Here is a 13,858-nt window from a genome sequence, read left to right as displayed (position 1 = left end):
CTTGTGATCATTTATTATGATGGGGATAGTCCCCAAATGAAATTTTAAAAGTTGTTCCTTCTTTTGGTTTACTTTTTACAAGTATTGTCCCTTCATGCATATCGATAATTTTCTTTACAATGGACAGCCCCAGACCGCTTCCACCGGCATTACGGATTCGTGCTTTATCGGCTTTATAGAATCTTTCAAACAGATGAAGCTGTTCTTCTTCTGTTATGCCTATTCCTGTATCAGTAATTTCGAAAATAAGTTGATTCTGCTGATGATACAGAGATAAATGAATGTTTCCTTCATCCGGAGTAAATTTAATGGCATTGTTCAGCAGATTCATCCAAACCTGATCCAGCAATTCTTTATCGGCAACAATGTCCGTTTTCTCCAATGAAAGATTCATTTCTATATTTTTGGCTGTCCATTGCGGCTCACATGACAGGACACTGTTTCTTATCTGTTTATCCAGCCGATATTGTTTTACTTCAAACAAATGATGCTCTGATTCCAAATAGGTTAATTTGAGTAAATTATCGCTTATCTTGGATAAACGCTGACTTTCCGTTTCAATAATCGAAAGGTAATGCTGTCGTTCATCCTGATTGAGCTTATCGCTTTGCAGTGCCCGCGCAAAACCGCTGATAGATGTAAGCGGTGATTGGATCTCATGGGAGACATTGGAGACGAATTCCTGCCGCATTTGCTCCATTTCACCTAGCTCCTTTGCCATATAGTTGATGTTATCAACGATTTCTCCAAAAGGGTCCCCTGGATTATCATGACCGGAAATTTTATTTAAATTAACATTATAATCCCCTGTAGCAATCTGCTTCATAGCATCCGTAATGGATTGGAAAAATTCTATATGGTTATTTCTTTGCCGAACTGAAAAGCGTGCAATTACAAACATAACACCGCTAAAAATAAAGAATCCAAGTAACGAATTAATTAACTGAGTAAGAAATGGCCGGAAACTGATATCGAGATAACTGTAAATAAAGTCCGTTATATAAAAAGCTGCCATCCAACAGAGGCTTAATGATACAATCGCAGTCAAGAAACCTGCGAGCATTTTCAAACGTGTTCTATTCATGATTGCATCTCCAATCGATAGCCCAGCCCGCGCACCGTTTTTATTTCAAAATCGTTATCTTTAGTTGAAAATCTGCTGCGAAGCCGTTTAATATGAACATCCACGGTCCGCTCATCACCTTCATAATCATAGCCCCAAATTTCTTCGATTAATTGTTCACGTGTAAATGTTTTTCCTGGATAGCTTGCCATAAGAAACAGTAATTCAAATTCCTTTAATGGCAGAATAAATTCTTCAGCCTGAAATTTGACTTCATACGTTTTTTTGTTGAGATGCAGATTTCCTATCTGTATGGTTTGTGAAGTTGAAATCTGGGACCGTTTCAACAACGCCTTTACACGAGCTGCAAGTTCAAGCGGCTCAAATGGCTTCACAAGATAATCATCAGTCCCCATATCAAACCCTTTTAACTTTTGAGAAGTTTCTCTCTTGGCAGTCAGCATAAGCACAGGAAAATCGTAAAATTCCCGAAGTTCCTGACACAGTTCCCATCCATCCATATTTGGCATCATAATATCAAGGATTACCATATCGACTTGAACGGATTCTAATTTTTTTAAAGCTTTGATGCCATCTGATGCTTCATAAACTTGAAATCCCTCATTACGAAGAAGCAGCCCTACTAATTCCCGAATATGTGTATCATCATCAACGATTAAGATTTTTGCCAAGTTACTCAGTCCTTTTTTCAATATGGATACTATCAGCATACAATAAATACAAAAGCATAGCCGAATTTGAAATCAATAAGCAGTCTGTTACTCTTTTGGATAACATAGAACAGTATATAATATAATTATGAACTCAATATGAACTTTTTAATATAGCTGCACCATACAGTATAAAAATGATTTGAACAGTTCGACTTCAGAACCAGCATATTGGAGCACAAGCAAGATCAATATTCTGGTAAAATCAATATTAGAAACATGGAAGGCGGAGAAATAAGAACTTACAGCTAAAATAAAATCACCTTAAAGTATTTCATTACAAAGTAAATTTCCCAGAAGAATTCGGATTCAGAAGGCAAAAGAGAACTTATTGGCGATAGATTTGGATTTGGGTACTATTCCAGACTGCTAATAATTAACTGAAAATGTACAGTGTTATCAGGATGCAAACAGCACGAAAATCACAATAATACCTGATGACACAGCCAATAATGAACTTGATAGCACTCTGAATTTGAAAATGATGAAGGATAATTATTTGGAGATTAGTCTTGATTTATCAGCGGACATAACGTGGAAAAAGGAAGAGTTGCCACAGTTTCTTTGCAACTTCTTCCTACAGACCTGGATAAAACCTGCTGTTACCAGCTGCGGTAAATTAAAATACTATCAGCATACCGCTTTTTCCAGCAGGAGAATTTAATGTCCAACTCCTAACTGTTCCTAAAGATCCCGTTTCAAAATAAAAGGCCGGGCCATGCCTTGATTGTTACATGCGAATTTAATTCCGCGTGTCTTGCTTTTAATTCTCAATATTTAGCTTTTCAATTAATGCGATTACTTCCTCATCGTTGCCTGTTTCAATATAAATCTGTTCCGTATTTTTAATGATATTCTCCGTATATTCCTCCATTGAAATATCTATTTGTTCCTCACTTGGCCAGTGTGAAGGCACATCATACAAATTAATTGTACCATCCCCATTACCGCTGTAAGTCACGATACCATCTGCCATAATTCCTCCTCCTAAGCTGATAACGTCTTCTGGATAATCAACACTAGTTTCATCATAGGGATTTACTAGTTCCCCGGCAGAAGTATGGTAAACGTTTAATTCCTCTATATCCTGATTTCCTATAATTTGCAGCCAGACACGGGCGAATTCAATTTCATCAGCAGGGTATCCTGCCAATGCATTATCGTCTTTGCTTCCTTCTTCTTTGGACGGCTTTTCTGTAGAATCTGCTTCTTCTGAGGTGTTTCCAGAGTCATCACCTGTTTTATTTGTGGATCTGTTTTCTTCAGAATTTTCCTTTTGTTCCACAGCTCTGTCCTCACTATCACTGCTTTGTTTAGCATCATCATTACAACCTGAAAAAAGTATTGCGGTGATTATTAAAATTATTATTGAAGCTAATGTTCTTTTCATTTTACATCCCTCGCTTAATAACTTTTAAGAAAACCAGTGGAGCGGCTATATTTCAGCATTTTGACAGGCTTTTTTATTCTTAAAAAAAGGCAAAACAACCTTTATCCGGCTATTTTACCTCTACAATTTATATCTTAATTCTTCCACATGATAAGAAATACTGGCCAGCGCATATAAAGCTGCTGTTTCTGTACGCAAAATACGCTTACCGAGCCTGATTGCCTGGAAACCGGACTCTTTAAGATGATTCACTTCTTCCGTAGAAATCCCGCCCTCAGGACCTATCACAAGCAGAATTCGGTCATTCTCAGATATATTATCCAATACAGACGCAAAAAGAGAAGATTTTTTTTCTGCTCCTTTAGCCTCTTCTTCATAAGCAAAAAGCTTTACTGTATAGGATTCGCTTTCTTCTAATAAATCTTTGAATTGCATAACAGGAGACAGTTCAGGAATCCGATTGCGATGACTCTGTTCACTTGCTTCCTTGGTAATTTTCTCAAAGCGTTTTGCTTTTTTATGAAATTTCTGGTCATCCCATTTTGCAACAGATCTCTCTGCTGCAAACGGAATAAATTTTGCTGCCCCCAGCTCAGTCCCCTTTTGAAGAATCCATTCAAATTTATCTCCTTTAGGAATTCCTTGTGCAATGGTGACTTCCACTGGTAATTCAGCTGATTCATCCAGCCAGGCTTCAATCACTGCTTGTACTTCTGTTTCGTTTATTTCTTCTATTTTACAAAGAGCTGATTTTCCGTCCTCTGTATTGCAAATAAACTTATCACCAGGCTTATTCCGCATAACCTTTGTCATGTGATGGACATCGTCTCCAAGAATCCGGACCGATGGGTCTTGTATTTGTTCTTTCGAGATAAAGTAGCGCTGCATTCTAATTCCACCTGCTTTTATTCCGGTTTTTTTGCAACAATGGAAACCCAATCTTCCATCTCGCTGACTGAAATGATATCAAATCCTGCTTCTACTAACTGATCACGAACGGACTGTTTCTTCTTTTGAATAATACCTGAAGTAATAAAATGACCGCCTGGACGAAGGTTATTATAAGCCTCTCTTACAAAACGGACAATAATTTCAGCGAGAATATTAGAGACAATCACATCCACCTGACCCTCTACACCGTCCAGTAAATTATTTTGTTTCGTTGTTACCTTATCCTGAAGATGATTTAATTTCACATTCAGTTTTGTACTATGCACAGCTACTTCATCTAAATCAAAAGCCTGTACAGATTCAGCACCTAATTTTATAGAAGCGATGCTTAAGACGCCTGAGCCGCAGCCTACATCAATCACTTTATCACCAGGCTCTATATAGGCTTCTAAACCTTGAATACTCAATACTGTGGTAGGATGTGTGCCAGTACCAAAAGCCATTCCCGGATCCAGCTCGATAATTAATTCATCTGTAGATACCGGTTTATAGTCCTCCCATGTCGGAGTGATTGTGATCCGGTTAGATATTTTAACCGGCTTGTAGTATTTCTTCCAGGCGCTCGCCCATTCTTCTTCATGGACCTCGCTTATGGTTACCTGATTTTTCCCTAAATCGATATCATAAAGAAGTAATTGGTTAATTGCCTGTTTGATTTCCTCAACAGTTTCTCCTAAAAAGCTGTTCATCGGCAGGTACGCCTTAATACGGACCCCTTCATCCGGATAGTTCTCAGGATCTAACTCCACGATTTCTCCAAATCCTTCTCCTTCAAAACGCTCCAGATCCAGTGGATCTTCGATAACTAATCCGCTCGCACCTGTTTCATGCAAAATATTTGAAATAGGCTCCACTGCTTCGTTTGTTGTAAGAATGGTAATCTCTGACCATTTCATATTGAACACCGCCGTCCTTATAAAATATCTATGTAAACAGAAGTACCTCCAGCTTTACCCTGAAAATATCATCAAAATTCAAGCTGGAGGATACCCTGATCAGTCACCTTTGAACGCTTTACGAAAACGTTGGAAAATATTATCCCCTTGTTCATCTGTGGATTCATGTCCACCTAGTTCATTAAATTGACGCAATAAATCCTTTTGTTTGTCTGTTAAGTTGGTTGGTGTCATAACCTTCACTTTAATATGTTGATCTCCATGACCTCTTCCATGAACATTTGGCGCACCTTTTCCTTTCAGACGGAAAGTTTTTCCTGCTTGTGTACCTGCAGGAATTCTTAATTTAACCTTGCCGTGTACAGTAGGAACTTCTATTTCGTCTCCTAAAGCAGCCTGTGCAAAGGTAAGCGGTAATTCACAGAAAATATGGTCGCCTTCCCGGACAAAGAAATCATGCTTGCGAACGCGGATTACAACAAACAAATCGCCTGCAGGCCCGCCATTTTTTCCTGGCTCTCCTTTTCCAGAGACACGGATTTGCTGCCCCTCATCAATACCTGCCGGAATCTTAATATGAATTTTTTTCTTTTTATTCACTGTTCCGGAACCGCCGCAGGTTTCACATTTTTCAGGTATGATTTTACCTGTTCCATTACAATAATGACAAACACGGCGATTAACCACACGGCCAAACGGCGTATTTTGTTCCTGGTTTAATTGACCTGAGCCATGACAGTGTGAGCATGTTTCTACCTTCGTACCCGGTTTCGCTCCTGAGCCATGACAAGTGTCACATTCCTCTTCCTGCGCTACTTCAATATCGGTTTCTTTTCCAAAAATTGCTTCTTCAAAATCAAGAATCAGCGTATATTGCAGATCGTCTCCCTGTTGTGGAGCGTTCGGATCTCGCGTACGCCCGCCGCCGCCAAAGAACATATCAAAAATATCACTGAATCCGCCAAAGTCTTGAGCGCCGCCACCGCCGCCAAAACCGCCGAATCCCTGGCCTTGGGCTCCTGCATGCCCAAATTGGTCATATTGTGCTTTCTTTTGATCGTCACTTAATACTTCATAAGCTTCTTTTACTTCTTTAAATTTATCCGCTGCGCCCTCTTCTTTGTTTACATCTGGATGATATTTACGGGCCAGCTTCCGGTAACTCTTTTTTATCTCATCCTTCGAGGCACCCTTATCCACGCCTAAAACATCATAATAATCACGTTTTGCCAAATTACTCACTCCCGAAACTCTGATTGCATAAGTTTAATCATATCATCATTCATTTGTTTGTGGCAACAATGAATATCTGCTTTGAATTAAACTGATTGCCAGCGTTCATGTTCTGTATTCATCTGTAAAAAAGTCAAAGCCAAGGAAATCCTGACTTTGACTTTTATTCAGTAATTATTTATTATTTATTTTCTTTATCGTCATCGTCGACTTCTGTATAATCAGCATCAACAACGTCGTCACCTTGCTGGCCGTCAGCATTTTCTGCTCCTTGTGATGCTTGAGCCTCCTGCTGAACCTGCTCATAAAGCTTAGCTGAAAGCTGCTGAACTTTTTCTTCCAAAGCATCTTTCTTCGCTTTGATTTGTTCCTGATCATTAGACTCTAAAGCTTCTTTTAATTCATCTCTCGCAGCTTCTGCCTGCTGTTTGTCTTCATCAGAAACTTTATCGCCTAAATCTTTCAATGTTTTATCTGTTGTAAATACAAGCTGATCTGCCTGGTTGCGAAGCTCTACTTCTTCACGGCGTGCTTTATCCGCATCCGCATTTTCTTCCGCTTCTTTTACCATGCGGTCTACTTCATCATCAGATAAACCGGAGGAAGATTTGATTGTAATAGATTGTTCTTTATTTGTTCCTAAATCTTTCGCTCTAACATTCACGATACCATTAGCATCAATATCAAAGGATACTTCGATTTGAGGCATTCCTCGTGGTGCCGGCGGAATATCAGTTAATTGGAAACGGCCGAGTGTTTTGTTATCTGCTGCCATTTCACGTTCCCCTTGAAGTACATGAATATCTACTGCTGTTTGATTATCTGCTGCTGTAGAGAATGTTTGTGATGCGCTTGTCGGTATTGTTGTATTACGCTCAATCAATTTTGTAAATACAGCACCCATTGTTTCGATACCCAATGAAAGTGGTGTTACGTCAAGTAATAATACGTCTTTAACGTCTCCTTGTAATACGCCGCCTTGAATAGCTGCACCAAGTGCTACTACTTCATCCGGGTTAACACCTTTAGAAGGATCCTGTCCTAATTCTTTTTTAATTGCTTCCTGTACCGCTGGAATACGTGTAGAACCACCAACTAAGATAACTTTGTGGATATCATTTTTAGATAATCCTGCATCAGAAAGTGCACGGCGTGTCGGTTTCATTGTACGTTCTACTAAATCAGATGACAGTTCATCAAATTTCGCACGGGATAATGTCATTTCCAAGTGTAATGGACCTGCATCGCCGGCTGTGATAAATGGAAGAGAAATCTGTGTCTGTGCAACACCGGATAAATCCTTCTTCGCTTTCTCTGCAGCATCTTTCAAGCGCTGTACAGCCATTTTATCCTTAGAAAGGTCAATGCCGTTTTCTTTTCTGAACTCTTCTACCATATGCTTGATGATTACTTCGTCAAAGTCATCTCCGCCAAGACGATTATCTCCGGCTGTTGCAACAACTTCGAATGTACCATCGCCGATATCTAAGATAGATACATCAAATGTACCACCGCCAAGGTCATATACAAGAATTGTATGATCCTGATCATCTTTATCAATACCATATGCAAGTGCTGCTGCTGTCGGTTCGTTAATAATACGTTCAACTTCAAGACCTGCAATTTTACCAGCGTCTTTTGTAGCTTGACGTTCAGCATCATTAAAGTAAGCAGGAACTGTAATAACAGCTTTCTCTACTTTTTCACCGATATAATCTTCTGCATAGGATTTGATATATTGCAAAATGATTGCTGAAATTTCTTGTGGTGTATATTCTTTATCCTCAACAGTTACTTTATAATCTGTACCGATATGACGTTTGATAGATTGAACTGTGTTCGGGTTTGTAATTGCCTGACGTTTAGCAACCTCCCCAACCTGTCTTTCACCATTTTTAAAAGATACAACAGAAGGAGTTGTACGGTTTCCTTCCGGGTTAGGGATAACGACTGCTTCGCCACCCTCCATAACTGATACACATGAGTTTGTTGTTCCTAAGTCTATTCCAATAATTTTACTCATTCTTCATTTCCTCCTTAAATCCTTCAATGACATCTATTAGGTTATTTATTGACTTTTACCATAGCCGGCCGGATAACCCGGTCCTTTAAAAGATAGCCTTTTTGCAGCTCTTCAACCACTTTATTTGCTTCAATCGAATCATCTTCAGTCTGCATTACTGCATGATGGAGATTCGGGTCAAAGTCAGCACCCTCTGTTTCAATAATTGAAACATCCTGGGAAGCAAAAACATCTTGTAATTGACGATATACCATATCAATTCCTTCAAGTATGCTTTTGTTTTCTTCAGATACCTCTACCTGCAGGGCGCGTTCAAAATTATCCATAACCGGGAGCAGTTCCTGCACCATATCCTGTGCTTTATATTTACGATCTGCTTCACGTTCTTTTAATGTGCGTCTTTTATAATTATCAAATTCAGCCTGCAAGCGGAGCATACGATTTGTAAGCTCTTCTTTTTCATTTTTCAGTTCTTCAATTTGAACTTCTAATTCATTATTTTCCTCGACAGATTCAGAATCAGCATTCACTTCTTCTATTGTCTCATTAATAATTTCTTGTTCTTCCTGTGTTGCTTCATCTCTTTTTTCATTCTCTGACATCTACTCGGGCACCTCTTTTCTAATTTCCAATTAAAAACTATATCATAGAAGATATAGACTGAAAACCAAAATCATTGATTTCTTTATAACGCTGGTATCTCAATTTATGATTTATCACTATACCATTTTCCCATTGCACCAGTCATTTCCCTGGAGATGCTTTCCATTAAGGATAATACTTTTTTATACTCCATTCTCGTAGGTCCGATTAATGCAATAGTACCCATCTGGCCTCCGCCAATGTGGTAAGAAGCAGTGATCAAACTCAAGTCTTTAATCTCCTCGACTTCATTTTCATGACCAATAGAAACTTTAATACCTTGGTTAGAGTTTTTCAAGAGATTTACAATTTCGTCCTCACGCTCCATTAAGGAATAAAATGAACGAATTCGATCCACATCATTAAATTCCGGCTGCATCAGGATATTGGCTTTTCCGCCAAAATAAAGCTTTACCGCCTGCTCTTGCGTAAAGAGTGTTCGAATCCAGTTGAGTGAAGAATCTAGTCCATTCATATATTTCATCATCAGGGAAGCTACTTCATTTTGAATCACCTCAGGAATTCTATAAAGCGGAATGCCATGAAGGCGATCATTTAAAATGTTTACCAGCTTTTCGAGATCAGATGATGAAACTCCTTTTGGCAAAGTAAAGGATCGATGCTCTACATGACCTGTGTTTGTTACTAAAATTGCTACTGCTGATTGATCGGATAGTGCTAAAACCTGAATCTGCTTTACTGTTGCTTCAAACATTTCCGGTCCAAGAATGATTGACGTATAATTTGTTAATTTAGAAAGAGCCTCTGCTGCCGTCTGTACAATCTGTTCAAATTCATATATCCCGTTATTTGTTAATCTTTCAATGATACCCAGTCCATGCTGATAAATCTCAGGACCGATTAAATGATCGACATAATAACGATATCCTTTTTCTGAAGGTACACGTCCGGAAGAGGTATGCGTCTTTTCTAAAAAACCTGACTCTTCTAAATCCGCCATCTCATTTCGAATCGTTGCGGCACTGTACGGTAAAGTATCTTTTTTAGACAGTGCCCTGGACCCGACCGGTTTAGCAGATTCTATAAAATCATCAATAATCACCTGCAATATCATAAGTTGCCTATCTGTTAACATGATGATCACCTCTGTTAGCACTCTCATGTTTTGAGTGCTAAATCTATAATAAAATTATCAAATTCATTTTATTTTGTCAAACAGTTTGGCTTTTTGCCGCAATAATTTTTTGTTCAAAGTCCTCCAGCAGTAAAAACTTCCCGAAAACTCTGTCGCCCAGAAGCATTCCTATGTTCGTCAAGGCATAGCTTCCAGTGTTATATGTTAATAATTTATCATGAATTAATTGCTCTAATTCATTCCCATATAATTTTTCCAAAGCTACACCATATCTTTGTCGAAATACCTTCTCATCAATTCCTTCCGCTTTTCGCAGCTGTAAAAACAACTCTTCCTCAATTCTGTCCTGCAGCGTTATTTCTTCCAGTTGTTCAACTGCAGAACCGTTGCGGTGGATTTCTTTCATATAAGTTCCCAAAGGTTTGTAATTTGCTGTACGTTTTCCTGGCAGGTATCCATGAGCTCCAGCTCCAAATCCAAAATAATAGTCATTATTCCAGTATGTTAAATTATGCCTGCTCTCATACCCCGGCTTGGCAAAATTACTTATTTCATACTGAAGCACGCCCTGTTTTTTCATGTTTTCCTGAAGCAGCTGATACATCTCTACTTCATCATCCTCTGGAGGCTGATGCAGCACTCCCTTTCTCCGCTTGTGATAAAACACGGTTTTCGGTTCGATTTGCAGTGCATAGGTTGAATAATGCGGAAGTCCAAACTGCAGGGCTTCTTTTAATGTTTTTTCAAAGTGGGAAACGGATTGATCGGGGAGAGCATAAATTAAATCCAGACTAATGTTTGTAAACTTTGCCTGTGTCAAAATATCAACTGTTGTATAAACATCTGCTACACGATGCATACGGCCTATTTTTTCAAGCATGTCATCGTCCATTACCTGCACACCGAAGGAAATCCGGTTTACTCCATAATCATGAAGCAATGCTGCCTTTTCTGTATCAATATCCCCGGGGTTAATTTCAATCGTGAATTCTTCGCATGATGTAAGGTCAAATTTTTCATTTAAAAATTGAAAAAGCTTCTGTAGCTGGCTGATGGACAAAGCTGTAGGCGTTCCGCCGCCCATATAAATCGTCCGGAAGATATTTCCTCTTCCTGGAATAGCTGTATCAATTTCTTTTATTAATGCATCTATAAAGGCATCTGCCTTTGACTCCATATAGTAATATTTTACAAAATTACAGTAATGGCAAATTTGCTTGCAAAAAGGAATGTGAATATATACTGACTGAACTTGCATTGGTTGACTTCCTTTCTTACTAAAAATAAATCGTCAATCAACAGGAGTTTCTTCATTTCATACGGAAATATACCTGTAATTATTCGTTCATCTTCAAATACCGAAGACAAAGTCTTTGATTGAATAAAAGACAATGTACTGTATTTTATCATATTTACATATGTTTCACTATCATTCTTACGGGCTGTAATGTACATCACTCAACTTTCGCACCTCAAAAAATAACTTACTTACCATTGAGACAGGTGTTGATCGTTCCTTCCACCTATCTCTTGACAAAGCATAAACTCTAGCTGGAAAGAAGGTAATATGTGTGACCGCTGCGGCGGACCGTTTTGCTTTCGACGTACAACTCTTTTCGATGGGGTGAGTAATCGCAACCCCAGGACGTTGCGACCTTAGCCTGCCTGGGGGCATGCTCCCTCAGGAGTCAAAACGGTCTGCCTCCGCTAGAAAAGGATTCTATGCCGTTTAATACAACTGAATCAAATACAATTCATCAATCCGCATAGGAGAACCTATAAAATTCAAAAACCCGTCAGAAGCATGTATCTTTGCCACGACGGGTTTTACTTATGAAAATATATGTTTCGATATAAAATTTGCGTTAAATCCGTATTTAATCCTCATCCATCTTCAGAACAGCCATAAACGCTTCTTGCGGAACTTCTACAGAACCTACCATTTTCATTCGCTTCTTACCTTCTTTTTGTTTTTCAAGAAGCTTTTTTTTCCGGGTAATATCTCCGCCATACAGCTTTGCAGTTACATCTTTACGGACTGCTTTAATATTGGATCTGGCTACAATTTTATTGCCGATTGCTGCCTGAATCGGCACTTCAAACTGCTGTCTGGGAATCAATTTCTTCAGCTTTTCTACAATCCGCTTTCCACGCTCATAAGCAAAATCACGGTGAACAACAAACGATAGCGCATCAATGGAATCACTGTTGAGCAGGATATCCATTTTCACAAGACGGGAAGGCTGATAACCGATTAATTCATAGTCAAATGATGCGTATCCTTTTGTCTGTGATTTTAACTGATCAAAGAAATCATAAACAATTTCCGAAAGCGGAATATGATAGACCACATTGACGCGAATATCATCCAGATATTGCATATCTACAAAATTCCCGCGTTTCTTCTGGGCAATTTCCATCACAGCCCCTACATAGTCATTCGGAACCATAATAGTAGCTTCTACGTAAGGTTCACGAACTTCCTGAATCACTTGCGGATCAGGCATTTCTGACGGGTTATCCACAGAAACCACTTCGCCATTTGTCAGCTCTACTTCAAAAATAACACTTGGAGCTGTTGTAATTAAGCTGATCCCAAATTCTCTTTCAATACGCTCTTGAATAATTTCCATATGGAGCAGTCCTAAGAATCCACAGCGGAAGCCGAAGCCGAGGGCCTGAGAAGTCTCTGCTTCATATTGCAGAGAGGAATCGTTCAGCTCCAAACGCTCTAAAGCTTCTCTTAAATCATTATAGTCATTGGAATCTACCGGGTAGAGTCCACAGAACACCATTGGATTCAAACGGCGGTAACCAGGAAGTGCTTCATCTGCCGGTCTGTCAGCTAATGTAATTGTATCCCCGACACGTGAATCACCGACGTTTTTAATCGACGCAGTTAAATAACCAACGTCACCGACTGTTAATTCTTTTTGAGGAAGCTGCTTCGGTGTAAATACACCAACTTCATTTACCTCGAACTCTTTGCCGGTAGCCATCATTTTAATTTTATCCCCGACTTTAACAGAGCCTTCCTTCACACAGACATAAGCAATAACTCCGCGGTAGGAATCATAAAGTGAGTCAAAGATTAACGCTTTTAACGGATCATCCGCGCTTCCGGGCGGCTCCGGCACAACCTCAGCCACACGCTCAAGAATCTCTTCAATTCCTATATTTGCTTTTGCAGAAGCTAAGATTGCTTCATCACCATCAATTCCTAAAACATCTTCTAATTCCTTTTTAACTTTTTCAGTGTCTGCACTCGGCAAATCGATTTTATTAATTACCGGAATAATCTCCAGATCATTTTCCATTGCTAAATAAACATTTGCGAGCGTCTGCGCTTCGATCCCCTGGGCAGCATCCACCACAAGAATAGCGCCTTCACAAGCAGCTAAACTTCTGGATACCTCGTATGTAAAATCAACATGGCCCGGTGTATCAATCAAATGGAAAATAAATTCTTCTCCGGCTTTATTTGTATATTTTAATTGTACTGCATTTAATTTAATGGTTATGCCGCGTTCACGCTCTAAATCCATTCCATCCAGCAGCTGTTCTTTCATTTCACGTTTCGTTACTGTTTCTGTATTTTCAAGAATCCGATCAGCTAATGTTGACTTTCCGTGGTCAATATGAGCAATGATCGAAAAATTTCTGACGTTTCTTTTTTTATTCGTCATTTCACGCACACTCCTAAGTTTTTCCTGTACAACCTAAATTTCTTTCCACAATAAAAAGGCGTCAATTACTAGCATTGATTATAGCAATTGACGCCCCGAGATTCAATGATTAACTAATAAGTAACCTTCTTATCGTTGAATTTTTTT

General features: G+C 39.0%; 11 protein-coding genes. All 11 read right to left on the bottom strand.

The features are described 5' to 3' along the window. Positions 1-7: 7 nt before the first annotated feature. The gene (locus IEX29_RS14455; protein ID WP_188735084.1) at positions 8-1,084 is read right to left on the bottom strand and encodes a sensor histidine kinase; all 1,077 of its coding nucleotides are present in this window, start codon (positions 1,082-1,084) and stop codon (positions 8-10) included. Further along, positions 1,081-1,794 carry a response regulator gene (locus IEX29_RS14450; RefSeq protein WP_188735083.1) on the bottom strand — a complete coding sequence of 238 codons (714 nt, stop codon included), beginning with the start codon at positions 1,792-1,794 and terminating at the stop codon, positions 1,081-1,083. The genes IEX29_RS14455 and IEX29_RS14450 overlap by 4 nt, the downstream gene beginning before the upstream one ends. 763 nt (positions 1,795-2,557) lie before the next feature. Beyond that, positions 2,558-3,184 carry a YdeJ family lipoprotein gene (locus IEX29_RS14445; protein ID WP_188735082.1) on the bottom strand — a complete coding sequence of 209 codons (627 nt, stop codon included), beginning with the start codon at positions 3,182-3,184 and terminating at the stop codon, positions 2,558-2,560. Positions 3,185-3,304: 120 nt separating this feature from the next. Beyond that, the gene (locus tag IEX29_RS14440) at positions 3,305-4,072 is read right to left on the bottom strand and encodes a 16S rRNA (uracil(1498)-N(3))-methyltransferase (RefSeq protein ID WP_188735081.1); all 768 of its coding nucleotides are present in this window, start codon (positions 4,070-4,072) and stop codon (positions 3,305-3,307) included. A gap of 17 nt (positions 4,073-4,089) precedes the next feature. Then, positions 4,090-5,031, bottom strand: coding sequence for a 50S ribosomal protein L11 methyltransferase (gene prmA / locus IEX29_RS14435; protein ID WP_188735080.1), 942 nt, complete (start codon positions 5,029-5,031; stop codon positions 4,090-4,092). A 99-nt stretch (positions 5,032-5,130) separates the two neighbouring features. Next, positions 5,131-6,264 carry a molecular chaperone DnaJ gene (dnaJ, locus tag IEX29_RS14430; RefSeq protein WP_188735079.1) on the bottom strand — a complete coding sequence of 378 codons (1,134 nt, stop codon included), beginning with the start codon at positions 6,262-6,264 and terminating at the stop codon, positions 5,131-5,133. Positions 6,265-6,445: 181 nt separating this feature from the next. Then, positions 6,446-8,287 (bottom strand): molecular chaperone DnaK, encoded by a 1,842-nt coding sequence (gene dnaK, locus IEX29_RS14425; RefSeq protein ID WP_188735078.1) that lies wholly within the window; start codon positions 8,285-8,287, stop codon positions 6,446-6,448. A 41-nt stretch (positions 8,288-8,328) separates the two neighbouring features. Further along, positions 8,329-8,889 carry a nucleotide exchange factor GrpE gene (gene grpE / locus IEX29_RS14420; RefSeq protein ID WP_188735077.1) on the bottom strand — a complete coding sequence of 187 codons (561 nt, stop codon included), beginning with the start codon at positions 8,887-8,889 and terminating at the stop codon, positions 8,329-8,331. A 104-nt stretch (positions 8,890-8,993) separates the two neighbouring features. Further along, entirely contained in the window at positions 8,994-10,025 is a 1,032-nt protein-coding gene (hrcA, locus tag IEX29_RS14415) for a heat-inducible transcriptional repressor HrcA (protein ID WP_188735076.1), read from the bottom strand. Positions 10,026-10,101: 76 nt separating this feature from the next. Continuing rightward, positions 10,102-11,283, bottom strand: coding sequence for a radical SAM family heme chaperone HemW (gene hemW / locus IEX29_RS14410; RefSeq protein ID WP_188735075.1), 1,182 nt, complete (start codon positions 11,281-11,283; stop codon positions 10,102-10,104). Positions 11,284-11,902: 619 nt separating this feature from the next. After that, on the bottom strand, positions 11,903-13,711 hold the full coding sequence (gene lepA, locus IEX29_RS14405; RefSeq protein ID WP_188735074.1) for a translation elongation factor 4: 1,809 nt from the start codon (positions 13,709-13,711) through the stop codon (positions 11,903-11,905). Positions 13,712-13,858 lie beyond the last annotated feature (147 nt).

Source organism: Oceanobacillus neutriphilus, from assembly GCF_014645515.1.
GTDB classification, from domain to species: domain Bacteria; phylum Bacillota; class Bacilli; order Bacillales; family Amphibacillaceae; genus Oceanobacillus; species Oceanobacillus neutriphilus.
This window is presented reverse-complemented; position numbering and strand designations above follow the sequence as displayed.